The sequence below is a fragment of the Cellulosimicrobium composti genome (genome assembly GCF_010287905.1).
In the GTDB taxonomy this organism is placed as follows: Bacteria; Actinomycetota; Actinomycetes; order Actinomycetales; family Cellulomonadaceae; genus Cellulosimicrobium; species Cellulosimicrobium composti.
Genome location: NZ_JAAFAN010000026.1, coordinates 27,585 through 54,008 on the forward strand (window position 1 = coordinate 27,585; position 26,424 = coordinate 54,008).

At 74.8% G+C, this 26,424-nt stretch carries 29 protein-coding genes; 8 read left to right on the top strand and 21 right to left on the bottom strand.

What is annotated here, in order from left to right; translation table 11 throughout:
- Positions 1–22 precede the first annotated feature (22 nt).
- From GYH36_RS09450 to GYH36_RS09465, 4 genes are all read left to right on the top strand, one after another.
- Positions 23–385 carry a DUF1844 domain-containing protein gene (locus tag GYH36_RS09450; protein WP_024840659.1) on the top strand — a complete coding sequence of 121 codons (363 nt, stop codon included), beginning with the start codon at positions 23–25 and terminating at the stop codon, positions 383–385.
- Entirely contained in the window at positions 382–1,179 is a 798-nt protein-coding gene (locus GYH36_RS19680) for a hypothetical protein (RefSeq protein WP_246209312.1), read from the top strand. The genes GYH36_RS09450 and GYH36_RS19680 overlap by 4 nt, the downstream gene beginning before the upstream one ends.
- A complete protein-coding gene (locus GYH36_RS09460) occupies positions 1,176–1,922 on the top strand; it encodes a S1C family serine protease (RefSeq protein ID WP_162289726.1) in 747 nt (248 codons plus the stop codon). Before GYH36_RS19680 ends, GYH36_RS09460 begins: the two co-directional genes overlap by 4 nt.
- A gap of 103 nt (positions 1,923–2,025) precedes the next feature.
- Positions 2,026–2,544 carry a hypothetical protein gene (locus GYH36_RS09465; protein WP_155100271.1) on the top strand — a complete coding sequence of 173 codons (519 nt, stop codon included), beginning with the start codon at positions 2,026–2,028 and terminating at the stop codon, positions 2,542–2,544.
- Between the two features lie 6 nt (positions 2,545–2,550).
- Here GYH36_RS09465 and GYH36_RS09470 read toward each other — a convergent pair whose 3' ends face one another.
- The 7 genes from GYH36_RS09470 to GYH36_RS09500 form a co-directional block, all read right to left on the bottom strand.
- Positions 2,551–3,297, bottom strand: coding sequence for an SseB family protein (locus tag GYH36_RS09470; protein WP_162289727.1), 747 nt, complete (start codon positions 3,295–3,297; stop codon positions 2,551–2,553).
- The gene (gene priA / locus GYH36_RS09475) at positions 3,294–4,025 is read right to left on the bottom strand and encodes a bifunctional 1-(5-phosphoribosyl)-5-((5-phosphoribosylamino)methylideneamino)imidazole-4-carboxamide isomerase/phosphoribosylanthranilate isomerase PriA (RefSeq protein ID WP_024840654.1); all 732 of its coding nucleotides are present in this window, start codon (positions 4,023–4,025) and stop codon (positions 3,294–3,296) included. The genes GYH36_RS09470 and priA overlap by 4 nt, the downstream gene beginning before the upstream one ends.
- Positions 4,026–4,107: 82 nt before the next feature.
- Positions 4,108–4,785 (bottom strand): imidazole glycerol phosphate synthase subunit HisH, encoded by a 678-nt coding sequence (hisH, locus tag GYH36_RS09480; RefSeq protein WP_115942423.1) that lies wholly within the window; start codon positions 4,783–4,785, stop codon positions 4,108–4,110.
- Positions 4,782–5,294, bottom strand: coding sequence for a hypothetical protein (locus tag GYH36_RS09485; protein ID WP_024840652.1), 513 nt, complete (start codon positions 5,292–5,294; stop codon positions 4,782–4,784). Before GYH36_RS09485 ends, hisH begins: the two co-directional genes overlap by 4 nt.
- Positions 5,291–5,890, bottom strand: a complete 600-nt coding sequence (gene hisB, locus GYH36_RS09490; RefSeq protein WP_024840651.1) for an imidazoleglycerol-phosphate dehydratase HisB — start codon at positions 5,888–5,890, stop codon at positions 5,291–5,293. Before hisB ends, GYH36_RS09485 begins: the two co-directional genes overlap by 4 nt.
- The gene (locus GYH36_RS09495; protein ID WP_034604240.1) at positions 5,887–7,050 is read right to left on the bottom strand and encodes a histidinol-phosphate transaminase; all 1,164 of its coding nucleotides are present in this window, start codon (positions 7,048–7,050) and stop codon (positions 5,887–5,889) included. The genes hisB and GYH36_RS09495 overlap by 4 nt, the downstream gene beginning before the upstream one ends.
- An 82-nt stretch (positions 7,051–7,132) precedes the next feature.
- A complete protein-coding gene (locus tag GYH36_RS09500; protein ID WP_115942421.1) occupies positions 7,133–7,744 on the bottom strand; it encodes a Rieske (2Fe-2S) protein in 612 nt (203 codons plus the stop codon).
- 136 nt (positions 7,745–7,880) lie between these two features.
- Here GYH36_RS09500 and GYH36_RS09505 point away from each other — a divergent pair, with 136 nt between their 5' ends.
- The 3 genes from GYH36_RS09505 to GYH36_RS09515 all read left to right on the top strand — a co-directional run bounded on the left by GYH36_RS09505 (position 7,881) and on the right by GYH36_RS09515 (position 12,074).
- On the top strand, positions 7,881–8,312 hold the full coding sequence (locus GYH36_RS09505) for a hypothetical protein (protein ID WP_115942420.1): 432 nt from the start codon (positions 7,881–7,883) through the stop codon (positions 8,310–8,312).
- 122 nt (positions 8,313–8,434) lie between these two features.
- Positions 8,435–9,457 carry an alcohol dehydrogenase AdhP gene (gene adhP / locus GYH36_RS09510; protein WP_162289731.1) on the top strand — a complete coding sequence of 341 codons (1,023 nt, stop codon included), beginning with the start codon at positions 8,435–8,437 and terminating at the stop codon, positions 9,455–9,457.
- 352 nt (positions 9,458–9,809) lie between these two features.
- Positions 9,810–12,074 (top strand): RecQ family ATP-dependent DNA helicase, encoded by a 2,265-nt coding sequence (locus GYH36_RS09515; RefSeq protein ID WP_162289732.1) that lies wholly within the window; start codon positions 9,810–9,812, stop codon positions 12,072–12,074.
- A gap of 16 nt (positions 12,075–12,090) precedes the next feature.
- Here GYH36_RS09515 and GYH36_RS09520 read toward each other — a convergent pair whose 3' ends face one another.
- Both GYH36_RS09520 and hisD read right to left on the bottom strand, forming a co-directional pair.
- Positions 12,091–12,570: a GNAT family N-acetyltransferase gene (locus GYH36_RS09520; RefSeq protein WP_115942418.1), complete on the bottom strand. Its 480-nt coding sequence runs from the start codon at positions 12,568–12,570 to the stop codon at positions 12,091–12,093.
- Positions 12,567–13,892 (bottom strand): histidinol dehydrogenase, encoded by a 1,326-nt coding sequence (gene hisD, locus GYH36_RS09525; protein ID WP_024840644.1) that lies wholly within the window; start codon positions 13,890–13,892, stop codon positions 12,567–12,569. Before hisD ends, GYH36_RS09520 begins: the two co-directional genes overlap by 4 nt.
- 116 nt (positions 13,893–14,008) lie before the next feature.
- On the opposite strand from hisD, the gene GYH36_RS09530 reads away from it, so the two are divergent.
- Positions 14,009–14,245: an RNA-binding S4 domain-containing protein gene (locus GYH36_RS09530; protein ID WP_034604362.1), complete on the top strand. Its 237-nt coding sequence runs from the start codon at positions 14,009–14,011 to the stop codon at positions 14,243–14,245.
- 56 nt (positions 14,246–14,301) lie between these two features.
- Here the strand turns inward: GYH36_RS09530 and GYH36_RS09535 are convergent, their stop codons facing one another.
- From GYH36_RS09535 to GYH36_RS09590, 12 genes are all read right to left on the bottom strand, one after another.
- Complete coding sequence (locus GYH36_RS09535) at positions 14,302–14,706, bottom strand: pyridoxamine 5'-phosphate oxidase family protein (protein WP_024840642.1); 405 nt, start codon at positions 14,704–14,706, stop codon at positions 14,302–14,304.
- Between the two features lie 46 nt (positions 14,707–14,752).
- Positions 14,753–18,289 (bottom strand): DNA polymerase III subunit alpha, encoded by a 3,537-nt coding sequence (dnaE, locus tag GYH36_RS09540; protein WP_024840641.1) that lies wholly within the window; start codon positions 18,287–18,289, stop codon positions 14,753–14,755.
- 88 nt (positions 18,290–18,377) lie between these two features.
- Positions 18,378–18,905 carry a GNAT family N-acetyltransferase gene (locus tag GYH36_RS09545; RefSeq protein WP_312028579.1) on the bottom strand — a complete coding sequence of 176 codons (528 nt, stop codon included), beginning with the start codon at positions 18,903–18,905 and terminating at the stop codon, positions 18,378–18,380.
- Positions 18,902–19,834, bottom strand: coding sequence for an RluA family pseudouridine synthase (locus GYH36_RS09550; protein ID WP_115942416.1), 933 nt, complete (start codon positions 19,832–19,834; stop codon positions 18,902–18,904). Before GYH36_RS09550 ends, GYH36_RS09545 begins: the two co-directional genes overlap by 4 nt.
- Positions 19,831–20,610 (bottom strand): signal peptidase II, encoded by a 780-nt coding sequence (locus tag GYH36_RS09555; protein ID WP_162289728.1) that lies wholly within the window; start codon positions 20,608–20,610, stop codon positions 19,831–19,833. The genes GYH36_RS09550 and GYH36_RS09555 overlap by 4 nt, the downstream gene beginning before the upstream one ends.
- Before the next feature lie 53 nt (positions 20,611–20,663).
- Positions 20,664–21,125 (bottom strand): TraR/DksA family transcriptional regulator, encoded by a 462-nt coding sequence (locus GYH36_RS09560; RefSeq protein WP_024840637.1) that lies wholly within the window; start codon positions 21,123–21,125, stop codon positions 20,664–20,666.
- A 133-nt stretch (positions 21,126–21,258) separates the two neighbouring features.
- Positions 21,259–21,927 carry a DivIVA domain-containing protein gene (locus GYH36_RS09565; protein ID WP_024840636.1) on the bottom strand — a complete coding sequence of 223 codons (669 nt, stop codon included), beginning with the start codon at positions 21,925–21,927 and terminating at the stop codon, positions 21,259–21,261.
- A 216-nt stretch (positions 21,928–22,143) separates the two neighbouring features.
- The gene (locus tag GYH36_RS09570; RefSeq protein WP_024840635.1) at positions 22,144–22,434 is read right to left on the bottom strand and encodes a YggT family protein; all 291 of its coding nucleotides are present in this window, start codon (positions 22,432–22,434) and stop codon (positions 22,144–22,146) included.
- Positions 22,435–22,593: 159 nt separating this feature from the next.
- Positions 22,594–23,079 carry a cell division protein SepF gene (locus tag GYH36_RS09575; RefSeq protein WP_024840634.1) on the bottom strand — a complete coding sequence of 162 codons (486 nt, stop codon included), beginning with the start codon at positions 23,077–23,079 and terminating at the stop codon, positions 22,594–22,596.
- A gap of 140 nt (positions 23,080–23,219) precedes the next feature.
- Positions 23,220–24,002, bottom strand: coding sequence for a peptidoglycan editing factor PgeF (gene pgeF / locus GYH36_RS09580; protein WP_081772329.1), 783 nt, complete (start codon positions 24,000–24,002; stop codon positions 23,220–23,222).
- 31 nt (positions 24,003–24,033) lie between these two features.
- Positions 24,034–25,389 carry a cell division protein FtsZ gene (ftsZ, locus tag GYH36_RS09585; RefSeq protein ID WP_024840632.1) on the bottom strand — a complete coding sequence of 452 codons (1,356 nt, stop codon included), beginning with the start codon at positions 25,387–25,389 and terminating at the stop codon, positions 24,034–24,036.
- Between the two features lie 147 nt (positions 25,390–25,536).
- Positions 25,537–26,424: cell division protein FtsQ/DivIB (locus tag GYH36_RS09590; RefSeq protein WP_246209313.1), on the bottom strand; the 888-nt coding region annotated here is incomplete at its 5' end.

Consider the following 26,424-nt stretch of genomic DNA (forward strand, 5'->3'; position numbering starts at 1 on the left):
CGCGGATGGAAAGATGGACGTCATGAGTACCGAGAACGCCGCCGTGCCCGACCCCGCCGCGGACGCCGTGCGCGACATCGCCGACGTCGCCGCGGTCGAGGTCATCACGTCCGCGGCCGTGCACCTCATGAGCGCCGCCGCCGTCAAGTGCGGCCTCGCCGAGGACGCCCAGGAGCAGGGCCACCTCGACCTCGACGAGGCGCGCAAGCTCATCAACGCGCTGGCCGCGCTCGTCACCGCGAGCGCCCCGGACATCGGCAACCAGCACGCCCGCTCCCTGCGCGACGGGCTGCGCTCGCTCCAGCTCGCGTTCCGCGAGGCGTCGGTCTACCCGGACGCCCCGGGCGAGGGCCCGGGCGAGAAGTACACGGGCGCGGTGAGTTGAGCACGCCGCCGGTCCCGCCGCCGCACGGAGCGACCCCGCCCGCGCCCCCCGGCGCGCCGGCGTCGCGCGCCGGCGGCCCGCCGTCGTTCGCCCCGGCCTCCGGCGCGCCCGCACCGGGAGCCCACGGCGCGGAGCACCCGCCCGCGCCGGCCTCCGTCCCGCCCGGCTCCGGCGTCACCGGTCGCGTCCCGACCGAACAGGCGCCGGCCGGCCCCGCCGCCGCGTCCGGCGTCGGGACCGGTGGCGCGTCCGCCGAGCAGCCCGCGCCCGCTCCGCGACCCCGCCGCCGCCGCGGCGCCGTCGTCGCGATCGTCGTGCTCTCCCTCGCGCTCGTGGCCGCGCTGGGCGTGGGCGCGTACCTGTGGCTGACGACCACGCGCTGGCAGGAGACGAGCGCGGACTGGGAGCGCGAGGCCCGCGGCCTCGGCGAGGACGTCGCACGCCTGCGCACCGAGCTCGACGGCGCCAACGCGGAGCTCGAGTCCGCACGCACGCAGCTCACCGCGGCGCAGGACCGCATCAGCGAGCTCGCCAACGAGAAGGCCCAGCTCGGCGACGAGAACGAGGCGTCGCAGCAGTACCTCGACTACCAGAGCCGTGTCTCCGAGGCGGCGGGCAAGGTCGCCGCCGCGCTCGGCCAGTGCACGACGGCGCAGTCCCAGCTCATCGGCTACCTCAACAACCGCGACGCGTACGACCCCGCGGACCTCGAGCGCTTCGCCGACCAGGTCGACCTGCTGTGCCAGGAGGCGACCGACGCGAACGCCCAGCTCCAGCAGGAGCTCGCCGGATGACGCGCGGGCCCCGCCGGGTCGTCGCGCTCGCCGTCGCCGGGACGCTCGGCGCGGGCGCGCTCGCGGGGTGCGGCGTGCTCCCGGAGCTCCCGGACCCGGTGCCGGACTCGGTCGTCCCGTCGCTCGTCGCGCCCGACGACCCCGCCGGCTCGGAGAACCTCTCCCCCGACGGCTTCGACGCGGTGCGCCGCATGGCCGTCCGGATCCGCAACGTCCGCTGCGACGGACTGTCGACAGGGTCCGGGTTCGCGGTCGACTCGCGGACGCTCATCACGAACAAGCACGTCGTCGACTCGTCGCGCTCGCTGCAGCTCCTCACGTACGACGGCCGCGACATCGCGGCGCAGACGGCGAGCGTCGCGGGCCTCGCGGACCTCGCGATCGTCCGCACGGCCGAGGACCTGCCGTCGGCGCCCACGCTCGCGGCGTCGGACCCGGCGCCGGGAGACGCGGTGACGGTCGTGGGCTATCCCGAGGGGGGTCGCCTCACGGTGACGCAGGGCGCGGTGATCGGCACGACGACCGACCCGCTCAACGAGAACCTCGGCGAGGTGCTGGTCACGGACGCCCCGGTCGAGCCCGGCAGCTCCGGCTCGGCCGCGCTCAACGACGCGGGCGAGGTCATCGGGGTCGTCTACGCGAAGACCTCGACCGACAAGTCGCTCCTCGTGCCCGTGAGCACGCTGCAGACGCTCCTCGGCGACGAGTCGGCGTTCACCGAGCTGCCGGAGTGCGACGCCTGACCCGCGCGGCGCGGGCGTCGCGAACCCGCGGGCGTCCTGCCGCGCACCGCTCCCGCGCACGCCTCCCGCGCGCAGCGCGGACCCCGGGTCTACCCTTCGTGCCATGAGCACACACGGGAGCTCGGACACGGCGCCTGTCGACCCGGCGCACATCACCCACGCGGCCCGCGACACGCTCACCGTGCGCCGCGTCTTCGGGGAGTCCTACGAGCGGGACGGCACGCTCGTCATCCCCGTCGCCACGGTCTGGGGCGGGACGGGCTCGGGATGGGGCTCCGGCGCGGGCGAGCTCTCGGGCAAGGGCGCCGCGGACTGGCGCCGGCGCGTCGGCGCGGCGGCCGCCGCGGCGCAGGACGGCGAGGGGACGCAGGGCGCGGGCTCGTCGTCCGACCCGGGGTCCGGGAACGCCGGCGGCGAGGCGGGCGGCGAGGGCTCGGGCGGCGGCGGAGGCTTCGGCGTCCGCGTCGTGGCCAAGGGCGTGTACGTCGTGGACGACGCGGGCGTGCGGTGGCAGCCCGCGCTCGACCTCAACCGCGTCATCCTGGGGGGCCAGGCGCTCGGCGCGGTCGTCGCGTTCTCGGCCGCGCTCGCGTGGGGCCTGAGCCGCCTGCGCCGCCGCTGAGCACGCTCAGCCGGCGCGGCCGACCCGCAGCTCGAGGCCGTCGACGCGCTCGGACACCACGGGGTCCGTGGCGAGCGCGGCGTTGACCTGCCCGAGGACGGCGTCGAGGCCCGTGCGGTCCAGGCCCGCGTGGATGCGCAGCACGACGGCGACCTCGGCCCGGCGGCCGGGCTCGGCCCACACCTGCGCGACGTGCTCGATCCCGGCGACCGAGCGCTGCACGGCGTCGAGCACCTCGGGGGCGACGACGCCGTCGACGACGGCGGGCGCCCAGGTCTTGCCCTGGGCGAGGGCCCACACGGCCGGGCGCGGGACGAGGGCCGTCACGGGACCGCCCGGGTCGAGGACGAGCAGCGACCAGTCCTCGCTCACCGCGGACAGCGCCGCACGGCGGGCGTCGACCGGGACCGGCCGCGCGCTCGCGCGCCACGCCGCCATCGCGGCGACGGACGTGAACACGGGCAGCGCGCGCCGCCCGTCGGGCGCCTGGATCGCGACGACGCCCGCCGACGCCTCCTTGTCGACCGTGTGCCCGTGCTCGCCCTCCTCCGCGCTCTCGAGCTCGGCGAGGATCGGCACGAGGACGCGCGTCTCGCCGAGCCGCGCGACGACGTCCGCGAGCGGTGCCGTGCCCGCGGCGTACGCGTCGAGCAGGGCGACGAGCGCCGGGTCGGCGGACCCGTCGTCGCCCGCGAAGCCGGAGCTCGGCGGGAGCGCCTTGCCCGGGCGCGCGGGGTCGTGGTCCGTCGTCACGGCCGGCCCGCGACGTCGAGCGCCTGCGGCAGCGTGAACGCGCCCGCGTAGAGGGCCTTGCCGACGATCGCGCCCTCGACGCCGGCCGGCACGAGCGAGCGCAGGGCCTCGAGGTCCTCGAGGCTCGAGATGCCGCCCGACGCGACGACGGGCGCCTCGGTCCGGGCCGCGACGTCGCGCAGGAGGTCGAGGTTCGGGCCGCGGAGCGTGCCGTCCTTCGTCACGTCGGTGACGACGTACCGGGCGCACCCGGCCGCCTCCAGGCGGTCGAGGACCTCCCAGAGGTCGCCGCCCTCCTGCGTCCAGCCGCGCGCCGCGAGGGTCGTGCCGCGCACGTCGAGGCCGACGGCGATCGCGTCGCCGTGCTCCGCGATGACCTTCGCCGTCCACTCGGGGTTCTCGAGCGCGGCCGTGCCGAGGTTGACGCGGCGCGCGCCCGTCGCGAGCGCACGCTCAAGCGACGCGTCGTCACGGATGCCGCCCGAGAGCTCGACCTGGACGTCGAGGCGCGCGACGACGTCGGCGAGCAGCTCCGCGTTGGAGCCGCGGCCGAACGCGGCGTCGAGGTCCACGAGGTGGATCCACTCGGCGCCTCCCGACTGCCAGTCGAGCGCGGCGGCGAGCGGGTCGCCGTACGAGGTCTCGGAGCCCGCCTCGCCCTGGACGAGGCGGACGGCCTGGCCGTCGGCGACGTCGACGGCGGGGAGCAGCACGAGGCGGTCGGTCACGGGGTTCTCCATCGGTGTCGGTCGTGCGGGCGGCGGGCGCGTCGGCACGCCGGTGGGGGTGCGCGCCGCGGGGCGCGCAAGGTCAGAGCGAGCGGACCCAGTTCTCGAGCAGGGTCGCGCCCGCGTCCCCGGACTTCTCGGGGTGGAACTGCGTCGCGGACAGCGGGCCGTTCTCGACGGCGGCGACGAACCGGCCGCCGTGCTCGGACCACGTGACGAGAGGCCGACGGACGGGCGAGTCCGCGGGCAGGTCCTGGCCCGTGGTGAACGTCCGGGCGGCGTAGGAGTGGACGAAGTAGAAGCGCTCGTCCTCGACGCCCCGGAACAGCACGCTGCCCTCGGGGACGTCCACGGTGTCCCAGCCCATGTGCGGCACGACGTCCGCCTCGAGCCGGTCGACGAGTCCGGCCCACTCCCCGAGCCCGTCGGTGAGCGTGCCGTGCTCGTCGCCCTGCTCGAACATGACCTGCATGCCGACGCAGATGCCGAGCACGGGCCGCCCGCCGGCGAGGCGGCGGCCCACGATCTCGTCGCCGCGCACGCCGCGCAGCCCGGCCATGACGGCGGCGAACGCCCCGACGCCGGGCACGACGAGACCGTCCGCGTCCTGCGCGCGGGCGCGGTCGGCGGTCAGCTCGACGTCGGCGCCGACGCGCTCGAGCGCGCGCACGGCGGAGCGGACGTTGCCGAACCCGTAGTCGAGGACGACGACGGACGGTCGCCGGGTGCCCGAGGACGCCGACGTGGGCTGCTCGCTCATGCGCCGCCCTTCCTCGCCCGGCGCGCGGCCGACGTGAGCAGACGCATCGCCTTCCAGCGCGAGATCGACGAGCTCGCGACCACGCCCTCCTGGTCGGCGAGCGTCGTGGTGCCGGTCAGCAGGTCCTCGAGCGCCTCGGGGGCACCGCCCAGCACGAGGCCGGGCGCGAGGCGGTCGCCGGGCTCGCCGTCGCTCCAGCGCGTCATGGTGAGCTGCTCGCCGGTGCGCTCGACGAGCACGAGCGGCACGCCCTTGACGAGGGTCGTCAGCGCCGCGGCCGCGTGCGCGGGCGCGTCGCCGGACGTGTCGCGCAGCACGGCGACCGCGCCCACGTCCGTCGGCACGACGTCCGCCTCGACCTGCGCGAGCGAGCACGCCGCGGCGAGGGGCTCGGCGCCCGCGATCTGCGTGATGAGCGCGACGAGGTCCGGCGCCGCGGGCCCCGTCAGGGACGACAGGTCGTCGGGGATCTCGACGCCGCCCAGCGCGTCGTCGTCGTGCGTGCTCACAGGGCCCCCTTCGTGGACGGGACGCCCTCGACGCGCGGGTCGGGCGACACGGCCGCGCGCAGCGCGCGGGCGAGCGCCTTGAACTGCGCCTCGACGATGTGGTGCGGGTCGCGGCCCGCGAGGACTCGCACGTGGATGCAGATGCCCGCGTGGTGCGCGATCGACTCGAGCACGTGCCGCGTGAGCGACCCGGTGAAGTGCCCGCCGATGAGGTGGTACTCCTGGCCCTCGGGCTCGCCCGAGTGGACGAGGTACGGACGCCCGGAGACGTCGACCACCGCGAGCGCGAGCGCCTCGTCGAGCGGGACCGTCGCGTCGCCGAAGCGCCCGATGCCCGCCTTGTCGCCGAGCGCGACGCGCAGCGCCTCGCCGATCGTGATCGCGACGTCCTCGACCGTGTGGTGCGCGTCGATGTGGGTGTCACCCGTCGCGACGACCTTGAGGTCGATGAGCGAGTGCTTGCCCAGCGCCGTGAGCATGTGGTCGTAGAACGGGACGGACGTCGAGATCTCGGTCCGCCCCGTCCCGTCGAGGTCGAGCTCGACGAGCACGCTCGACTCGGACGTCGCGCGCTCGACGCGCGCGGTGCGCTTCACAGTCCTGCCACCTCCACGAGGGCCTGTCGGAAGGCCCTCATCTCGTCGCCGGTGCCGATCGACACCCGCAGCCAGCCGTCGGGACCAGTCTCCCGGATGAGCACGCCCCGCTCCAACAACGCCGCCCAGACCGCGTGCCGGTCCTCGAACGCCCCGAACAGCACGAAGTTCGCGTCGGACTCGGCGACCTCGAGCGGGCGCCCGTCCGGGTGCCGCAGCGAGCGCAGCCACGCCACGGTCTCGTCACGGCGCTCGCGCAGCTCCGAGACCTGGGCGAGCAGCTCGGCGGAGTGCGCGAGGGCCGCGCGCGCGACCGCCTGCGTCACCGCCGACAGGTGGTACGGCAGACGCACCACGCGCAGCGCGTCGACGACCTCGCGCGACGCCGCGAGGTAGCCGACGCGCGCGCCGGCGAGCGCGAACGCCTTCGACATCGTGCGCGTCACGGCGAGGTTCGGGTAGCGGTCGAGGAGCTCGAGCGCGGACGGCGTCCCGGCGCGCCGGAACTCGCCGTACGCCTCGTCGACGACGACGACCGCGGGCGCCGCGCCACCGTCCGCGAGCGGGACGCGGACCGCGAGCGCCGCCTCGCACACCGCCTCGACGGTGGCCGCGGGCAGCGCGGTGCCGGTCGGGTTGTTCGGGCTCGCGAGCAGGACGACGGACGGCTGCTCGCGCGCGACGACCTCGCGCGCGTGCTCCGGGTCGATCGTGAAGTCGTCCGCGCGGCGACCGACCACCCAGTCCGTGTGCGTGTCGCGCGCGTACTCGGGGTACATCGAGTACGTCGGGGCGAACGAGACGGCGGTGCGCCCCGGGCCGCCGAAGGCCTGGAGCACGTGGAGCATGATCTCGTTCGAGCCGTTCGCCGCCCAGAGCTGCTCGGGGGCGAGGGCGACGCCCGACTCGGTGCCGAGGTACGCCGCGAGGTCGGCGCGCAGGCCGAGGAAGTCGCGGTCGGGGTAGCGGTTGAGCCCCGCGGCGGCGTCGCGCACCGCCTGCGCGATCGTGTCGACCACGCGGGCGCTCGGCGCGTACGGGTTCTCGTTGACGTTGAGCAGGACCGGGACGTCGAGCTGCGGCGCGCCGTAGGGCTCGACGCCGGCGAGCTCGGGGCGCAGCGGGAGCACGGGTCGTCCCGCGACGGGGGGTGGGGTCACCAGGACAGTCTACGAACCGTGCGCCGCCCCGCGTCCGTGACGTCCGGCACGCGGGCACGGTTCCCCGCCCGCCGGAGCCCCGTCAGGCCGAGGTGACCTCGCCGCCGTCGACCGTGACCGGCACCTCGGGCAGCGGCGCGGGCGCGGGCCCCCCGAGCACCGCGCCCGTCGCGAGGTCGTAGCGCGACGCGTGGCACGGGCACAGCAGCTCGCCGTCCCCGGGACCGACCGTGCAGCCCTCGTGCGTGCAGATCGCGCTGAACGCCGCGAACGTGCCCTCCTCGGGCTGGGTGACGAGGAGCTGCGCCCCGCCGACCGTCACGGCGAGCGCGCCGCCGACGGGGACGTCGGACGTGCTCGCGAGCGCCTCCCCCGGTCCGACGAGCCGCCCTCCCCCGCCGTCGTCGTCCCGGTCGTCGTCCGCGTCGTCGTCGGCGCTCCCGCCGCGCGTGCCCGACGGCGGCTCGCCCCCGCACGCGGCGAGCAGCAGGAGCGCCGCGCTCGCACCGGACCCCGCGAGAACCGCGCGCCGCGTCGCCACGACCGGGCGCCGCCCGTCCGCACTCTCGACGGTCCCCGCGCACGCGAGGCACGCGCCGGGCCGGACGCCCGTCGCGGGCGCGGTGCCGGGAGGGGACGGAACGGTCCTGGGACCGCTCTCGTCGACGTCGGGTCCGGGGCGCGGTACGTCCATGGCCGGCCTCCTCGCGCGGTGCGTGGACGGACGGGCCCGCGGCCCGTCCCGCCGCCCGCGCGCGCTGCGACCGGGACGGCGGTTCAATTGAAGCACCGGCGCGAGCCGACCGCGCCCCGACCCGCAGGGAGCGACCATGGCCGTGACCGGGGGCCCGCCCGTCCCGCCGGCGCGCGAGGGACGCGCGCTCGGGGCGTGGGTGCTGCGGGGACTGACCGCCGCCGGCCTGCTGCTCTCGGCCGACGTCCACCTCGTCCTCTTCGTCGAGGGGTACCAGGACATCGAGGTCGTCGGGCCGCTGTTCGCGCTGAACGCCGTCGCAGGCCTCGTCCTCGGGCTCCTCGTGCTCGTGTGGCGGCACTGGCTCCCGCTCCTCGGCGCGGTCGGCTTCGGGGCCCTCACGCTCGCCGCGTTCTACCTCTCGACGACGGTGGGCTTCTTCGGCGTCCACGAGTCGGTCGGCGGGACGCAGCAGGTGCTCGCCGCGGCGAGCGAGTGGGTCGTCGTCGTCGCCGGGACGCTCGCCCTCGTCGTGGAGGGGCGAAGGTCACGAGCCGCACGGACCTGAGTCGCGCGTCGCGCCGCGGCCCGTGACCGGGCGTCGCGGCGCGCGTAGCGTCGAGACGAGGCCGGACCGCCGGCACGGTCCGGCCGCCCGTCGCGAGAACCGAGGTGATCCCCGTGCCCACCATGCGTGCCGCCGTCGTCCGCTCGTTCACCGAGCCCCTGGTCGTCGACGAGGTCGACGTCCCGTCCCCCGGGCCGTACGAGGCCCTGGTCCAGGTCGACTACACCGGGGTCTGCCACACCGACCTGCACGCCGCGCGCGGCGACTGGCCCGTGAAGCCCGCTCCCCCGTTCGTCCCGGGCCACGAGGGCGTCGGCACGGTCGTCGCCGTCGGCGACCGCGTGACGCGGGTCCGGGTCGGCGACACGGTCGGCAACGCCTGGCTGTGGAGCGCGTGCGGCGAGTGCGAGTACTGCGAGACGGGCTGGGAGACGCTGTGCCCGGACCAGAAGAACGGCGGCTACTCCGTCGACGGGTCGTTCGGGCAGTACATGCTCGTCGACTCACGCTACTGCCCCGTGATCCCGGACGGGGTGGACCTGTCGGCCGTCGGCCCGATCCTCTGCGCGGGCGTCACCGTGTACAAGGGGCTCAAGGTCACCGACACCAAGCCGGGCGAGTGGGTGCTCGTCTCCGGGATCGGCGGGCTCGGGCACGTCGCGGTGCAGTACGCGGTCGCGATGGGTCGCCGCGTCGCCGCGGTCGACGTCGACGAGGAGAAGCTCGCGCTCGCGCGCAAGCACGGGGCCGAGGTCACGGTGAACGCGGCCACGTCGCCCGACCCCGCAGCCGAGATCCAGGGCCAGACGGGCGGCGGCGTCCACGGCGCGCTCGTCACCGCCGTCAACGCGCACGCGTTCCCGCAGGCCGTCGGTGCGCTGCGCCGCGGCGGGACGGTGTCCCTCGTCGGGCTCCCGCCGGAGCGGTTCCCGCTCGACATCTTCACGACCGTGCTCTTCGGGCTCACCGTGCGCGGGTCGATCGTCGGGACGCGCAAGGACATGGCGGAGGCGCTCGACTTCTTCGCGCGCGGCAAGGTCTGCCCCACGTACACGGTGCGCCCCCTCGACGACGTCAACGCGATCTTCTCCGAGATGGAGGAGGGCCGGATCGACGGGCGCGTGGTCATGGACATGCGGTCCTGACCCGTCCGACGCCGTCGCGCACCGCGGCCCGCACGCCCACCCGGGCGGCGCGGGCCACGCCCTGTGCACGACGGCCCGAGGGTCGGCAGGTGCGCCTACGATCGTGCGGGTGAGCCCCACCGACCCGTACGCCGACCTGCCCTTCGACCCGGCCGACGAGCCGCCGCTCGACGAGCCCGCAGACCCGCTCGGCGACCCGTGGGCCGGGGCGGCACCGGCCGGCCCGGAGCCGGACGCGCCGCCGGCCGACGTCGCGCCGCGCGAGGGCGGCCGGGCCACCGCGACCGCGCCGGCCCCGGACTCCCCTCCGGCGTCCGACGGCGGGGAGGCCGCCAGGCGGGCCAAGCTCGCCATGCTGCGCGGTCTCCTCGACGGGCAGTCGCTGCGCGAGGACGCCGAGACCGCGCTGCGCGCCCTGGTGGGGCGCGACGACGCGACGCTGCGCGAGGATCAGTGGCGCGCGATCGAGGCGCTCGTGGCGTTCCGCCGTCGTGCGCTCGTCGTGCAGCGCACCGGGTGGGGCAAGTCGGCCGTGTACTTCGTGGCGACCCGGCTGCTGCGCGACCGCGGCGCCGGCCCGACGGTGATCGTGTCCCCGCTCCTCGCGCTCATGCGCGACCAGATCTCGGCCGCCGCGCGCGCCGGGATCAAGGCGGTGACGATCAACTCGGCCAACGTCACCGAGTGGGACGACGTCCACCGCGCGATCGGCGCGGGCGAGGTCGACGTGCTGCTGTGCTCGCCCGAGCGGCTCAACAACCCGGGCTTCCGCGACGAGGTGCTCCCCCGGCTCGCGGCCGACGCCGGGCTCGTCGTCGTCGACGAGGCGCACTGCATCTCCGACTGGGGGCACGACTTCCGGCCCGACTACCGGCGCATCCGCACCCTCCTGGCCGACCTCCCGCCGGGCATCCCCGTCCTCGCGACGACCGCGACGGCGAACGCGCGCGTCACCGCGGACGTCGCGGAGCAGCTCGGCGTGAGCGCGGCGCACGCCGCAGGCGCGCCGGGCGAGGGGCACGAGGACGTGCTCGTGCTGCGTGGTGGGCTCGACCGCGAGTCGCTGTACCTCGCCGTGCTGCGCCTGCCCGACCAGCCGACGCGCGTCGCGTGGCTCGCCGAGGCGCTGCAGGACGTCGACGGCTCGGGCATCGTCTACTGCCTCACCGTCTCGGCCGCGGAGCAGGTCGCGAGCCAGCTCCGGGCCGCGGGCCTCGCCGTCGCGTCGTACACGGGTCAGACGGACCCGGCCGAGCGCGAGCGCCTCGAGGAGGACCTCAAGGAGAACCGCGTCAAGGCGCTCGTCGCGACGTCCGCGCTCGGCATGGGCTTCGACAAGCCGGACCTGGCCTTCGTCGTGCACCTCGGGGCGCCGAGCTCGCCCATCGCCTACTACCAGCAGGTCGGCCGCGCCGGGCGCGGCGTCGACTCGGCCGTCGTGGTGCTGCTCCCGGGCGAGGAGGACCGGCGGATCTGGGAGTGGTTCGCGTCGACCGCGTTCCCGCCCCAGGCGCAGGTCCGCGCGACGCTCGACGCGCTGGCCGCTGGCGGCACGCAGTCGGTCGCGCAGCTCGAGACGCAGGTCGACCTCAAGCGCTCGCGCCTCGAGGGCATGCTCAAGGTGCTCGACGTGGACGGCGCGGTGCGGCGCGTCAAGGGCGGCTGGGAGGCGACCGGCGAGCCGTGGACGTACGACGCCGAGCGGTACGAGCGCGTCGACGCGACGCGCTCGGCCGAGCAGCAGGCGATGCTCGACTACGAGGCCACCGACGGGTGCAGGATGGCGTTCCTGCGCGCCGCCCTCGACGACCCGGAGCTCGAGGACGGGTGGCGCTGCGGCCGCTGCGACTCGTGCGGCGGCGTGACCCTGCCCGCGCTGCCGGACGCGGAGGCGGTCGCGGCCGCGCGCGCGGACATGGACCGTCCGGGGGTCGAGGTCGTGGCGCGCCGCCAGTGGCCGAGCGGCATGGACCGCCTCGGGCTCGACCTGCGCGGCCGCCTCGGCCCCGACGAGCTCGCCGAGACGGGACGCGCCGTGGCGCGGCTCGACGGCCTGGGCTGGTCGGCCCCGCTGCGCGAGCTGTTCGCGCCCGCGACGCCCGACGACGACACGCCCGTCGCGCTGCGGCGCGCGGCGGCGCGCGTGCTCGACGAGTGGCCCGACCTGTACGAGACCCCGGCGGCCGAGGAAGGGGCCGAGGCGGACCCGGAGGACGGCGCCCCGGGCGCGGGGGCGGGAGCGGGAGCGGCACCGGAGCGCCGGCTCCTCGTCGACGGCGTGGTGGCCGTGCGGTCGGTGACCCGCCCCCGGCTGACGTTCCACCTCGCCCACGGCCTCGCGAGCTACCTCGGGCGCCCGCTCATCGGCGCCGTCGGCCCGGTCCCCGGGCGCGAGGAGCCCGGCCGCCACGACGTGAACTCCGCGACGCGCCTCGCCGGGGTCGCGGGGCGCCTGCAGCTCGAGCTGTCGGACCCGGCGCTCGCCGGGCTCGCGGGCCGGCGCGTGCTCCTGGTCGACGACTACACCGAGTCGGGGTGGACCCTCGCGGTCGCGGCGCGGCTCCTGCGCCGTGCGGGCGCCGCGGCCGTGCACCCGTTCGTGCTCGGCGTGCGCTGAGCGCGCCGGGCGCGACTCACCACCGCAGCCGCAGCTCCGTGTACGTCGTGTCGACGAACCCGAGCGCACGGTAGAGCCGCTCGCCGTCCGGCGTCGCGTGCAGGGAGACGGAGTCCGCGCCGACCTCGCGCGCCCAGTCGAGCGCCGCCTCGACGCACGCGCGCGCGTACCCCCGGCCGCGGGCGCCGGGCACGGTGCACACGTTCGACAGGTGCGCCGTCGTGCCGTGCGGGTTGCGCGCCGACGGGGCCGACCGGTGCAGCTCGACGAGCGCGCACGCGGCGACGCGGTCCGACCCGTCGACCACGAAGGCCACGACGTCGGGGGTCCGGAGGCGGTCGGCGAACCACGCGCGGGCACGCGCCTGCCACGTCGGGTCGTCGGCGTCCCGCTCACCCATCGCGCGCATGAGGTGGACGCGCAGACCGACGAGGTCGTCGGCGTCGCGCGGGACGGCGCGCCGCACCGGCACGCCGACCCCGCGCGGCCGGGTCACAGGAACCGCGCCCGCACCGCCTCGCCGTGGGCCGGCAGGTCCTCGTCGTTCGCGACGGCGACGATCCGGTCGGCGAGCTCCTCGAGGGCGTCGCGGTCGTACTCGATCACCTGGACCGCCTTGACGTAGCTGTGCACGCCGAGGCCACTGGAGAAGTGCGCGCACCCGCCCGTGGGGAGCACGTGGTTCGAGCCGGCCATGTAGTCGCCGAGCGACACGGGCGCCCACGGGCCCACGAAGATCGCGCCCGCGCTCGTGACCCGGTCCGCGAGCTCGGACGCGCCGACCGTCTGGATCTCGAGGTGCTCCGCGCCGTACGCGTCGACGACCTGCAGGCCGTGCTCGAGGTCGTCGACGAGCACGACCGCGGACTGCGGGCCCGCGAGCGACTGCGCGACGCGCTGCGCGTGCTTCGTCGCCGGGACGAGATCGGTGAGGCGCGCCTCGACCGCGGCCGCGAGCTCGACGGAGGGCGTGACGAGCACCGCCGCGGCCAGGGGGTCGTGCTCCGCCTGGCTGATGAGGTCGGCCGCGACGTGCCCCGGGTCGGCGGTGCCGTCCGCGAGGATCGCGATCTCGGTCGGGCCCGCCTCGGCGTCGATCCCCACGACGCCGCGCACGAGCCGCTTGGCCGCGGCCACGAACACGTTGCCCGGGCCGGTGACGACGTCGACCGGCTCGCACAGCACGTCGCCGTCCTGCGGCTCGCTCCCCGCGGCCCCGTACGCGAACATCGCGACGGCCTGGGCTCCCCCGACGGCGTACACCTCCTCGACGCCGAGCAGCGCGCACGCCGCGAGGATCGTCGGGTGCGGGAGCCCCGCGCCGTCGCGCTGCGGCGGGGACGCGACCGCGAGGCTGCGCACGCCGGCCTCCTGCGCCGCGACCACGTTCATGACGACGGACGACGGGTACACCGCGAGCCCGCCCGGCGCGTAGAGCCCGACCCGGCGTACGGGCACCCAGCGCTGGCGCACGCGCGCCCCGGGCCCGAGCTCGACCGAGAAGTCCTGCGGACGCTGCGCGGCGTGCACGAGCCGCACGCGCCGGATCGCCTCCTCGAGACCCGCGCGCACGGCGGGGTCGAGGTCCGCGAGCGCCGCGGCGATCGCGTCCGCGGGCACCCGCAGGTGCTCCGGGCGCACACCGTCGAAGCGCTCGGCGTACTCGCGCAGGGCCTCGGCACCGCGCGTCCGCACCGCCTCGATGATGGGCGCCACCTGATGCGCCGCGTCCTCGACGCCGACCTCCGCGCGGGGCAGGGTCTCGGCGAGCTCGCGTGCGGACAGGGAACGCCCTCGAAGATCGATGCGGGTGATCATGGGACGAGTCTAGGAGCCCGCGCACCGGCGCGACGAGGCGTCCCGTCCACCGGTCGCGACGCACCGCGCATGCCGGGCGGTCGTCACCGCGCACACGGCCGGGGACAATGGTCACCATGAGCTTCCCCCGCGACGCCCGCCCGGTCGAGATCTCCGACGACGTCATCCGCCTCGGGCAGTTCCTCAAGCTCGCCGGGCTCGCCGAGTCCGGCGCCGAGGCGCGCGAGCTCGTCACCGAGGGTGAGGTGCGCGTCAACGGCGAGGTCGACACGCGCCGGGGCCGCCAGCTCCACCGCGGGGACGTCGTCTCGGTGGACCGGCCGCAGGGCTCCGAGAGCGCGACCGTCGCCTGAGCCCCCCGCGGCCGTCCCGCGGAGCCAGTGGTGCCAGTGGGGTCTGCGGGCCGGCGTCACGCCATGTAGGTCGACGCCATCACCTTGTCGGGCGTGAGCCGCAGGACGACACGCTCGGTCTTCGGCTCGAGCGGCCGGTAGCGGCGGGCGTACCGAGCGACCGCGTCGGCGATCTCGTCCGGGTCCTCGACGACCTCGATCGTGCCCTCGAGCGTGAGCCAGCGCCCGCCGTCGACCTGGCACACGGCCGCACGCGGGCGTGCCCCGTCCGGCCCGGCCCGGCGCGCGTTGCGGGCCTTGACCGACCCGCGGTTCGTGGTGATCCGCACGACGCCCGCGTCCGGGTCCCACGTGAACGCGACCGGCACGACGTGCGGGCTCCCGTCCTCCCGCAGGGTCGTGAGCGTGGCCAGGTGCCGCTCGGTGACGAAGACGCGCTGCTCGGGGTTGAGTCGGATCACGCTCGCGAGTCTAGGTCCGCCGCCGCGGCGCGCCGCCGCGACCGCGTCAGACGAGGCACGACGGCCCGAGCAGGGCCTTGAGGTCGCCGAAGAGCGCGGGCGACTTCTCGACCCGCAGGCCGTCGCCCGCGCGCACGATCGTCGTCTTGCCGGGCTCGAGCACCTGCACGTGCACCTCGGCCGAGCCGGGGTGGGTCGCGAGGACCTCGCGCAGGCGCAGGATGACCGGCTCGACGCACCGCGTGTGCGACACCTTGACCGCGAGCGGGGACTCCGCGCCCACGGTGATGTCCGGGAGCGAGACCTCCATCGCCTGCAGCTGCATCGTGTCGTCGCGGCGGCGGACGCGCCCGCGCAGCACGACGACCTGGTCCTCGGCGAGGATCGTCGAGTACGCGAGGTACGTCTCGCCGAAGAACATGACCTCCACGGCGCCCTCGAGGTCCTCGATCGTCACGGCCGCCCACGGGTTGCCGTTCTTGCTCATCTTGCGCTGGAGCGACGTGATGAGACCCGCGATCGTCACCGTCGACCCGTCCGGCCGGCCCTCGTCCGCGAGGAGGTTCGCGATCCCGGTGTCCGCCGCGCGCGTCAGGACGTGCTCGAGCCCCGACAGCGGGTGGTCCGAGACGTAGAGGCCGAGCATCTCGCGCTCGAACGCGAGCCGCTGCTTCTTGTCCCAGTCCGGCAGGTCGGGCACGTCGACCGAGAAGGACAGGCCGTCCTCGTCGTCCGCGCCCCCGAAGTCCGCGAAGAGGTCGAACTGGCCCTCCGCCTCCTTGCGCTTGACGCTGATGACCGAGTCCACGGCCTGCTCGTGCACCACGAGCAGCGCGCGGCGCGCGTGCCCGAGCGAGTCGAACGCGCCCGCCTTGATGAGCGACTCGATCGTGCGCTTGTTGCAGACGACCGCGGGCACCTTGTCGAGGAAGTCCGTGAAGGAGGTGAACGCGCCCTTCTCCTCGCGCGTGCGGATGATCGCGTCGACCACGTTCGCGCCGACGTTGCGCACGCCCGTGAGGCCGAAGCGGATGTCCGTCCCGACGGCCGTGAACTTCGCCGCGGAGTCGTTGACGTCGGGCGGGAGCACCGTGATGTGCATGCGCCGGCACTCGTTGAGGTAGAGCGCGAGCTTGTCCTTGTCGTCGCGCACGCTCTGCAGCAGCGCAGCCATGTACTCGGTCGGGTAGTTCGCCTTGAGGAACGCCGTCCAGTACGCCACGAGCCCGTACCCGGCCGAGTGCGCCTTGTTGAACGCGTACCCGGCGAACGGCACGAGCGTGTCCCACACGGCCTGGATCGCCGCGTCGGAGTAGCCGCGCTCGCGGCAGCCCGCCTGGAAGGGGACGAACTCCTTGTCGAGGATCTCCTTCTTCTTCTTGCCCATCGCGCGGCGCAGCAGGTCGGCCTGGCCGAGCGAGTAGCCCGCAAGGATCTGGGCGGCGCGCTGCACCTGCTCCTGGTAGACGATGAGGCCGTACGTCTCGTCCAGGATCTCCGCGAGCGGCTCCGCGAGCTCGGGGTGGATGGGCTCGATCTTCTGCAGCCCGTTCTTGCGCAGCGCGTAGTTCGTGTGCGAGTTCATGCCCATCGGGCCCGGGCGGTACAGCGCGATGACGGCCGAGAGGTCGTCGAACTTGTCCGGCTTCATCTGCCGCAGCAGCGCGCGCATCGGGCCGCCGTCGAGCTGGAACACGCCGAGCGTGTCGCCGCGCGCGAGGAGGTCGTAGGACGCCTTGTCGTCGAGCGGGAGGGACTCGATCTCGATCGGGTCCTTGCCGTTCATCGTGATGTTCTCGAGCGCGTCGTCGAGGATCGTGAGGTTGCGCAGCCCGAGGAAGTCCATCTTGATGAGCCCCAGGCCCTCGGACGTCGGGTAGTCGAACTGCGTGATGACCGCACCGTCCTGGGGGCGGCGCATGATCGGGATGATGTCGATGAGCGGGTCGCTCGACATGATGACGCCCGCCGCGTGCACGCCCCACTGCCGCTTCAGGCCCTCGATGCCGCGCGCGAGCTCGACGACGCGCTGCGCCTCCGGGTCGGAGTCGTGGAGCTGGCGGAACTCCGCCGCCTCGGCGTACCGCTCGTGCTTCGGGTCGAAGATCCCGGACAACGGGATGTCCTTGCCCATCACCGCCGGCGGCATCGCCTTGGTGAGCTTCTCCCCCATCGCGAACGGGAAGCCGAGCAGGCGCGCCGAGTCCTTGAGCGCCTGCTTGGCCTTGATCGTGCCGTACGTGACGATCTGCGCGACGCGGTCGTCGCCGTACTTCTCCGTGACGTACCGGATGACCTCGCCGCGCCGGCGCTCGTCGAAGTCGACGTCGACGTCGGGCATCGACACGCGCTCGGGGTTGAGGAACCGCTCGAAGATCAGGCCGTGCTCGAGCGGGTCGAGCTCCGTGATGCCCATGAGGTACGACGCCATCGAGCCCGCGGCCGAGCCGCGCCCGGGCCCCACACGGATGCCCTGCTCCTTGGCCCAGTTGATGAAGTCGGCGACCACGAGGAAGTACCCCGGGAAGCCCATCTGGATGATGACCTCGGTCTCGTACTGCGCCTGCTTGCGCGCCGCGTCCGGGATGCCGTTCGGGTAGCGCCGGTGCAGGCCCCGCTCGACCTCCTTGACGAACCAGCTCGTCTCGTCCTCGCCCTCGGGGACGGGGAACTTCGGCATGTAGTTCGCGTTCGTGTCGAACGACACGTCGCACTGCTCCGCGATGAGGAGCGTGTTGTCGCACGCCTCGGGGAGCTCCGCGAACACGCGGCGCATCTCCGCCGCAGACTTCACGTAGTAGCCGGTGCCGTCGAACTTGAACCGGTCCGGGTCGTCCAGGGTCGAGCCCGAGTTGATCGCGAGCAGCGCCTCCTGGCTCGACGCGTCCTCCTCGCGCACGTAGTGCAGGTCGTTCGTCGCGACGAGCCGCGCGCCGATCGTCTCCGCGAGGCGCAGCAGGTCCTTGGTGACCCGGGTCTCGATCTCGATCCCGTGGTCCATGAGCTCGACGAAGAAGTTCTCGCGACCGAAGATGTCCTGCAGCTCGCCCGCGGTCCGCACCGCCTCGTCCCACTGGCCGAGCCGCAGCCGCGTCTGGATCTCGCCCGACGGGCACCCGCTCGTGGCGATCAGCCCCTTGCCGTACGTCTGGAGAAGCTCGCGGTCCATGCGCGGCCACTTGCCCATCTGCCCCTCGAGCGACGCGAGCGACGACGCGCGGAACAGGTTGTGCAGGCCCTCGTTGTCCTTCGCGAGCAACGTCATGTGCGTGTACGCACCGCGGGCCGAGACGTCGTCCGCCTCCTGGCCCTGCTGCCCGAACCGCACGCGCGTCTGGTCGAACCGGCTCGTGCCCGGCGTGATGTACGCCTCGACGCCGATGATCGGCTTGATGCCCTTCGCCTGCGCGCGCGACCAGAACTCGAACGCCCCGAACACGTACCCGTGGTCGGTCGTCGCGATCGCCTTCTGCCCGAGCCTCTCGACCTCGTCGAACAGGTCCCCGATCCGGGCCGCGCCGTCCAGCATCGAGTACTCGGTGTGGACGTGGAGATGGACGAAGTCCTCGGTGGCGGTCGGCATGCGTCGATCCTAAGTCGGCCCGCCCACGCTCCCGCCCACCCTCGGCAGGCGTGTGCTGTGCCACGACGCACACGCCCCGGCGACGGCGTCAGGCGTCGACGGTGACGGTCTTCGCGGCGTCGCGGTGGTCGATGCCGGCGTCGAGGTAGACCGGCCCCGAGACGGTGTAGCCGAGGCGCTCGTAGAACCCGATCGCCTGCACCTGCGCGGACAGCAGGACCCGCACCGCGGACCGCCCGTCGGGGCCGGGCACCGCGTGCTCGGCGAGCGCGAGGCGCTCCAGGGCCAACATGACGGCGGCGCCCGCCCCGGTGCCGCGGGCCGACGCGGCGACGGCGACCCGGCCCACGTGCACCTCGCCGGGGTGCGCCGGGTCGGTGAGCAGACGACCCGTCCCGACGACCTCGCCGTCCCGCTCGCGGTCGCGGACGAGGACGTGCGTCGTCGTCGGCGCGGCGTCGAGGTCGTCGATCTCCTCCTCGACGGGCACGCCCTGCTCGTCGACGAACACCGCGAGCCGCAGCGCGTGCGCGGCTGCCAGCCCGGCGTCGTCGGACACGCGCTCGACGACGAGCCGCCCGCCCTCCGGGAGAGGGACGGGTCGGGTCGCGCTCACGCGTAGGCCCCGCGCAGGACCTCGAGCGCGTGCGCGAGGTCGTCGGGGTACTCGCTGGTCAGCTCGAGCCACTGTCCGGTCGTCGGGTGCTCGAAGCCGAGCCGCACCGCGTGGAGCCACTGCCGGGTCAGGGAGACGCGCGAGGCGAGGACGGGGTCCGCGCCGTAGGTGAGGTCGCCGACGCACGGGTGGCGCAGCGCGGAGAAGTGGACCCGGATCTGGTGGGTGCGCCCGGTCTCGAGGTGCACCTCGACGAGCGACGCCGCGGGGAGCATCTCGAGGACCTCGTAGTGCGTCACCGACGGCTTGCCCTCGGCGGTGACCGCGAACTTCCAGTCGGCGCTCGGGTGCCGCCCGATCGGGGCGTCGATCGTCCCGGTCGTCGGCTCGGGGTGGCCCTGGACGAGCGCGTGGTAGACCTTGTCGACCGTGCGCTCCTTGAACGCGCGCTTGAGCGCCGTGTACGCGACCTCGCTCTTCGCGACGACCATGAGGCCGGACGTGCCGACGTCGAGGCGGTGCACGATGCCCTGGCGCTCGGCGGCACCGGACGTCGAGATCCGGTAGCCCGCGGCAGCGAGCGCCCCCACGACGGTCGGGCCGGTCCACCCGGGCGACGGGTGCGCGGCCACGCCCACGGGCTTGTCGACGACCACGACGTCGTCGTCGTCGTGGACGATGCCCATGCCGGGCACGGGCTCGGCGACGACCTCGACCGCCGCGGGGGCGGCGTCGGGCACGTCGACCTCGAGCCACCCGCCGGGGACGAGGCGGTCGGACTTGCCGACCTCCCGTCCGTCGAGGCGCACGGCGCCCGCGGCGGCGAGCTCGGCCGCGCGCGTGCGCGAGAGGCCGAGGAGGCGGGACAGCCCCGCGTCGACGCGCTCGCCCGCGAGGCCGTCGGGCACGGGGAGGGACCGCAGGCTCACCGGTCCCCCTCGCGCTCGGCCGTCGTGGGCGCGGTGCCGGCGTCGGCGGCCGGCCCCTGCGTGCCGGCACCCGCAGCCTCGCTGTCGCGAGCCTCCGGGGCAGGGTCCGGCGAGGCGACCGTCGGGACCTCGCCCGGGCCGGCGTGCTCGGCCGACGCGTCGGCGTCCGCCGCGGACCGCTCGGCGTCCGTGTCGTCGGCGGCGTCGTGCCCGTGGCGCGACCCGTCGAGGCCGATCCCGAGGACCGACAGGACCGCGATCATGACGGCGGCGCCGACGATCGCGACGTCCGCGACGTTGCCCACGAACCAGTTCCCGTAGGCGAGGAAGTCCACCACGTGACCGCGCGCGAACCCGGGCTCGCGGAAGAACCGGTCGAGCAGGTTGCCGAGCGCGCCGCCGAGCAGGAGCCCGAGGGCGACGGCCCACGCACGCGAGCCGATGCGGCTCACCATCCGCACGACGACGACCACGACGGCGACGACGACGATCGTCAGCACCCACGTCATCCCGGTCGCGATCGAGAGCGCGGCCCCGGGGTTGTAGACGAGCCGCAGGCCGAGCAGCGACCCCACGAGCGGGATCGTGTCGTCGCCGAGCGTGAGGCTCGACTCGGCCCACCACTTGGTGAGCTGGTCGGCCACGAGGACGAGGGCGGCGAGGACGACCGTCCAGACCACGAGGGCGCGTCGGGGACCATGGCGGGACGGTTCCGGGGCGGACGCCGCGACGGGCTCGGCGGGGTCGGTGGGCTCGGGGCGTGCGGAGGTGGACATCGGCGGCAAGTCTGCCACGTCGTCGGCCCGCCGGGGTCCCCCGGGTGGCGGCGTCAGCGGCGCTCGGCGCGCTGCTTCGCCTCGACGGACAGGTTCGCGCGCGGGAACGCCTGCAGGCGGGCCTTCCCGATCGGCAGCCCCGTCTCCTCGCACGTCGCGTACGTCCCGGCCGCGATGCGGTCGAGCGCGTGCGTCGTCTGGGCGAGCAGGTCGCGGACGTTGTTGACGAGCGTGAGCTCCTGCTCGCGCTCCAGCGCGCTCGACCCGGAGTCCGCCTGGTCGTCGCCCGCGCCGTCGCCGGAGTGCCGCAGGAGGTTCGAGAGCTCCTCGTCCGCGGCGGCGAGCTCACCCTCCAGGCGTTCCTTCTCGGCGAGGAGCTCCGCGGCGAGCTCCTCGACCTCGCGCAGGGTCCAGGGGTCCTCCCCGTCGCGCACGGGGAAGGACTTGACGTCCTTCGCGAGGTTCGGGAAGCGGTCGCGCACGGCCGACCGGGCCGCGGTGGTGAGCTTGGTCATGTCGCCCCTCCAAGTTCGAGTCACGCGAGAGTAGACGCAGCGGCCGGTACGCACAACACACCACGCCGGTCCGCCGGAGCGGAGAAGGCAGGTGCGAGGCGTACCGGCCGCTGCCGGACGGTCGACGCAGGTGCTAGAGGCCGGGAGCGAGGTCGCTCGTGCGGGCGGCCCCGCCGACGTTGCTGCGCGGCGGGAGGGCGCTGCCCCGGTTGTCCAGGTCGCCCAGCAGGTTCTGCAGGTAGCTCTTGAGGCGCGTGCGGTAGTCGCGCTCGAAGATGCGCAGCTCGTCGATCTTGCGCTCGAGGAGCGAGCGCTCCTGCTCGAGCTGCGAGAGCGTGCGGTGCGAGGTCTCCTCGGCCTCGCGCACGATGCGCGAGCCCTCCTCCTTCGCCTCCGCGATGAGCCGGTCGCCCTCCTCCTGGCCCGAGCGCACGTAGTCGTCGTGCAGCTTCTGGGCGAGCTGCAGCATGCCCGTGGCCGACTCGGGCTCCGCCGCGTTCTTCGAGACGACGGCCTGCGAGATCGGCGCGGCCGGAGCCGGCTCCGGCTCGGGGGCCTGGGGCGCGTCGACGACCGGAGCCTGCACCGCAGCGCTGGACGCGTCGGCCCGGCTGAGCTCGGCGATACGACGCTCCGCGGCAGCGAGCTTCGACTTGAGGTCCTCGTTCTCCTCCTGCACGGAGTTGAGGGTCCTCACCACCTCGTCCAAGAAGTCGTCGACCTCTTCGACGTCGTACCCCTCGCGGAACTTCGTCGCCGAGAACTTCTTGTTCAGGATGTCCTCTGCAGTGAGCAGTGCCATCGGTTCACCTCATAGCGTTTGCGTGTCGGTCCGGGCGACCTCGCGATCACCAAGACTCCAAAGTAGCGGACATTGCCCCGGGGAGCCGGGAGCGGCCCCGTGGTCGCGCGCCGCGGGGTGCGGGCGGGCGCCGTCGGGGTGCGGACAGGGGGCGGGGCGAACCGGACGTAGCGGCGCGGTTCGGGCCGACCGCCGGCCCGGCGAGTGACGAGCGTCTCAGAGCGCGGAGACGATCTGCGCCGCGATGGTCACGGCGAAGAACAGGATGATGAACGCCAGGTCGAGACGCACCTGCCCCAGCGTGAGGGGCGGGATCAGCCGGCGCAGCGCGCGCAGCGGCGGGTCGGTCGCCGAGTAGATCACCTCGGCGAGCACGAGCACCGCGCCTCTCGGCCGCCACTCGCGCGCGAAGAACTGCACCCAGTCGAACACGAGCCGACCGATGAGCAGCAGCAGGTAGAGCCAGAGCAGGAATCCGACGATCCCTGTGATGAGGTCCCAGATCACGGGTCAACTGTGCCAGACGAGCGCGCCCGCCCCGGGCGCGGGACACGCGACGCGGGCGCTCGACCCCGCGCACGCCGGAGGGACGGGCGCGGCGCGCCCGCCCCTCCGGTGCGGTCCGTGCGGCGGGCGGTCGGCGGGGGCGCCGTGCCGCGAGGACCGTCAGCTCTGGTTGTAGAACCCGGCGCGGCCGGGCGCCGGCGAGGCGGCCTGCTCCTCGCCCGTGATCTCCACGTGCTCGGGCGAGAGCAGGAACACCTTGTTGGTGACGCGCTCGATCGCGCCGTGCAGGCCGAAGATGAGGCCCGCGGAGAAGTCGACGAGGCGCTTCGCGTCCGCGTCGTCCATGTCCGAGAGGTTCATGATGACCGGCGTGCCGCCGCGGAACGCCTCGCCGATGACGCGCGCGTCGTTGTACGAGCGCGGGTGCACCGTCGTGATCCGGCGCAGCTCGGCCGCCGTCATGCTCGTCTGCGGCACCTCGCGCGGGCCGAGCGCCCGGTGCAGCGGCGTCACCTGGGCCTGGTAGTCGTGCGACACGTCCGCCCCCGTCTCGTCGAGCTCGTCGACGTACTCGTCCTGCCCGTCCTCGCCACGATCATCAGCGAGGCCCAGATACAGCATGGTCTTGCGCAGCGCTCCCGCCATGGGCCTTGCTCCGTCCTCGATCGATCCGTCGGTCCACCGGCTGTCGGACCGGTGCGTTCACGCTAACCGAGGGGATCGGGCGATCCCGGAGCGACACGCCCGGACCTGTCAACCTCACCCGCAGGTCGAGGTCGTGCCCTTCACGCGCCCGCGAGGGCCACGAGACCCGCGAAGCGGCCCGTCGTCGAGCCGCCCCGGGCCGCCCGGCGGTGCGAGAAGAACCGCTCGTCCTCGATCGTGCACGCCCCGACGTGCACCACGTCCGCGACGCCCGCGGCCTCCAGGTCCGCGACGACGCCCGCCGGGAGGTCGAGCGCGGGCGTGCCCCACGTCGTCGTCGACCACGTCGCCGGCCGCGCGAGCGCGACCTCGTCGCGCATCGTCGCGGGGACCTCGTAGCAGCGGCCGCACGCGCTCGGGCCGACGGCGGCGCGCACGCGCCCGACGCTCGCCCCCGCGGAGCGCATCGCGTCGAGCACCGCGGGCACGACCCCGTGCGCGAGGCCGCGGCGCCCGGCGTGCGCGACGCCGACCACGCCCGCCTCGACGTCGGCGAGGAGCACGGGGACGCAGTCGGCGACGAGGACGCCGAGCCCGACGCCCGCCGCGACCGCGACCATCGCGTCGGCCTCGCCGACCGAGTCGGCGGCGCTCCCCCGGTCCGTCACGACCGCGACGTCCGTGCCGTGCACCTGGCTCGCGAACGCGACCGGCGCCCCCAGCCACGCGCCCGCGCGCGCCCGGTTGGCGCGCACGCGCGCCGCGTCGTCGGTGACGTTGAGACCGAGGTTGAGGGACTGCCACGGCTCGGGCGACACCCCGCCGGCCCGTGTCGTGAAGCCCGCGCGCACCCCGGGACCCAGGTCGACCTCGAGCACGACGGGAGGGGCGGCGTCGTCGACGCCGCCCCTCCCGTGCTGCATCCGGCCGACGCTCATCGCCGCCCGCGACCCGTCACTTGAGGAAGTCCGGGACGTCGAGCTCCTCGACCTTCCGGCGCGCGGGCTCCTCGTCGAAGATCCGCGGCGGGACCTCGACGCCGGGGTTCTGCCCGCCGGGGGCCGCGTCGGCGTTCTGGTTCGCCGCACCCGCCGCGTCGTCGGACCCGACGACCGTGAAGGTGGGCGCGGGCGTCGCGGGCTGGACCGGCACGGGGCCCGGGCCGCCGTCGAGCGTGACCGGGACGTCGTCGGCCTCCGGCTGGATCGGCACCACCGGGCGGGGCAGCGTGTGCGCCCCGGTCGCGGGGGCCGGCACCGGCGGGGTCTGGCGCGCGGCGGGCACCGCGGGGATCGCGCTCGTCGCGGGACGCTGCGCGCCCGCGACCTGGCCGAGCGCCCGCGCGTCGCCGCGGACCTGGGGCGCGCCGCCGTCGAAGCCCGCCGCGATCACCGTGACGCGCACCTCGTCGCCCAGCGCGTCGTCGATCACCGCGCCGAAGATGATGTTCGCCTCGGTGTGCGCCGCCTCGTGGACGAGGCGCGCGGCCTCGTTGATCTCGAACAGGCCGAGGTCGGAGCCGCCCTGGATGGACAGGAGCACGCCGTGCGCGCCGTCGATGCTCGCCTCGAGCAGCGGCGACGAGATCGCCATCTCGGCGGCCTGGACGGCGCGGTCGTCGCCCCGCGCGTTGCCGATGCCCATGAGGGCGCTGCCCGCGCCCTGCATGACCGACTTCACGTCGGCGAAGTCGAGGTTGATCAGGCCCGGCGTGGTGATGAGGTCGGTGATGCCCTGGACACCGGAGAGCAGGACCTGGTCGGCCTGGTGGAACGCCTGCAGCGCGCTGACGTTGCGGTCGGACATCGACAGGAGGCGGTCGTTGGGGATGACGATGAGGGTGTCGACCTCGTTGCGCAGGTTCTCGATGCCCTGGTCCGCCTGGACCGAGCGGCGGCGCCCCTCGAACGTGAACGGCCGGGTCACGACACCGACGGTGAGCGCGCCGAGCGAGCGCGCGATGCGCGCGACGACGGGCGCGCCGCCCGTGCCGGTGCCGCCGCCCTCGCCCGCGGTCACGAAGACCATGTCCGCGCCGCGCAGCACGTCCTCGATCTCCTCGGCGTGGTCCTCGGCGGCCTTCTTGCCGACCTCCGGGTCGGCGCCGGCGCCGAGGCCGCGCGTGAGCTCGCGGCCGACGTCGAGCTTGACGTCGGCGTCCGACATGAGCAGCGCCTGCGCGTCCGTGTTGATCGCGATGAACTCGACGCCCTTGAGGCCGACCTCGATCATCCGGTTGACGGCGTTCACGCCCCCACCGCCGATGCCGACCACCTTGATCACTGCTAGGTAGTTCTGCGGAGTTGCCACGTCAATGCCTCTCGATCGGTCAGCCCTGAACCTTCACCCTCAACTAGAGGGTTATAGTTATGTCAGGTCGTTCATGGGTCGACCGTAGGTGTCGACGTGCCCATCATCAACGACCGTCTCGCGCGTGTCGGCGATCGCCGTGCGCGCTCACCGCGTCACCGGCATCGTCGGCGCCGAGACGTCGTACACGGTGACGCCCGCGTTCTCCGGCACGGCCCGCAGCGTCTGCAGGACGCGCACCTTGAGCGCGGCCTCCTCGGAGCTCCCCCACTCGACGACCACGCCGTCGCGCAGGGTCATCCGGACGGCGTCGCGCGTCGGCGCGGAGACCTCCGCGACCTGCGCGTGCAGGTCGGGCGGGAGCGTGTTGAGCAGCACGAGCGCCGCGTCGAGCGCGCGCGCCCCCTGCTCGTCGAGCGGGGCGTCGATCTCGGGGAGCCCCTCGGGCACGGCAGGGTCGGTGCGCACGTGCACGCCCTCGGCGTCGAGCAGCGCGAAGCCGTCGTCCACGGGGACGGCGACCACCGGCTCGCGCGACTCCAGGAGCACCGCGAGCCCCGACGGCCAGACCCGCCGGATCTCGACGTCCCGCACGCCGTTGAGGTCGAGGACGCGCTCGCGCAGCGCGACCGTGTCGAGCCGCGGCAGCGGGACCCCCGCGGACTCGGCCACGACGGCCTCGACCTGGGCCGGGTCGACGACCGTCCCCTCGCCCGCGAGCGTCACGTCCTCCAGGTCGAGCCCGAGCACGGACGAGAAGAACGCGACCCAGGCGAGGCCCGCGACCACGAGCAGCCCGCCGGTCCACGCGAGCACGCGCGTGCGGATCCGGTGCCGCCGCATGGCGTCGCGCTCGGCGAGGCGCGCGGCCATGCCGTGCGACACGACCCCGACGGGTGCGGCGGGACCCGCCGGACCGCGTCCGGAGGCCGCGCCACGGCCCGCGGGGCGTCCGGTGCGCGCGCCGTTCGACGGCACGAGCTCGCCCGTCGCCGCCGGCACGCGGCGGACCGGCCGCGTCGGGGCGTCCTCGAC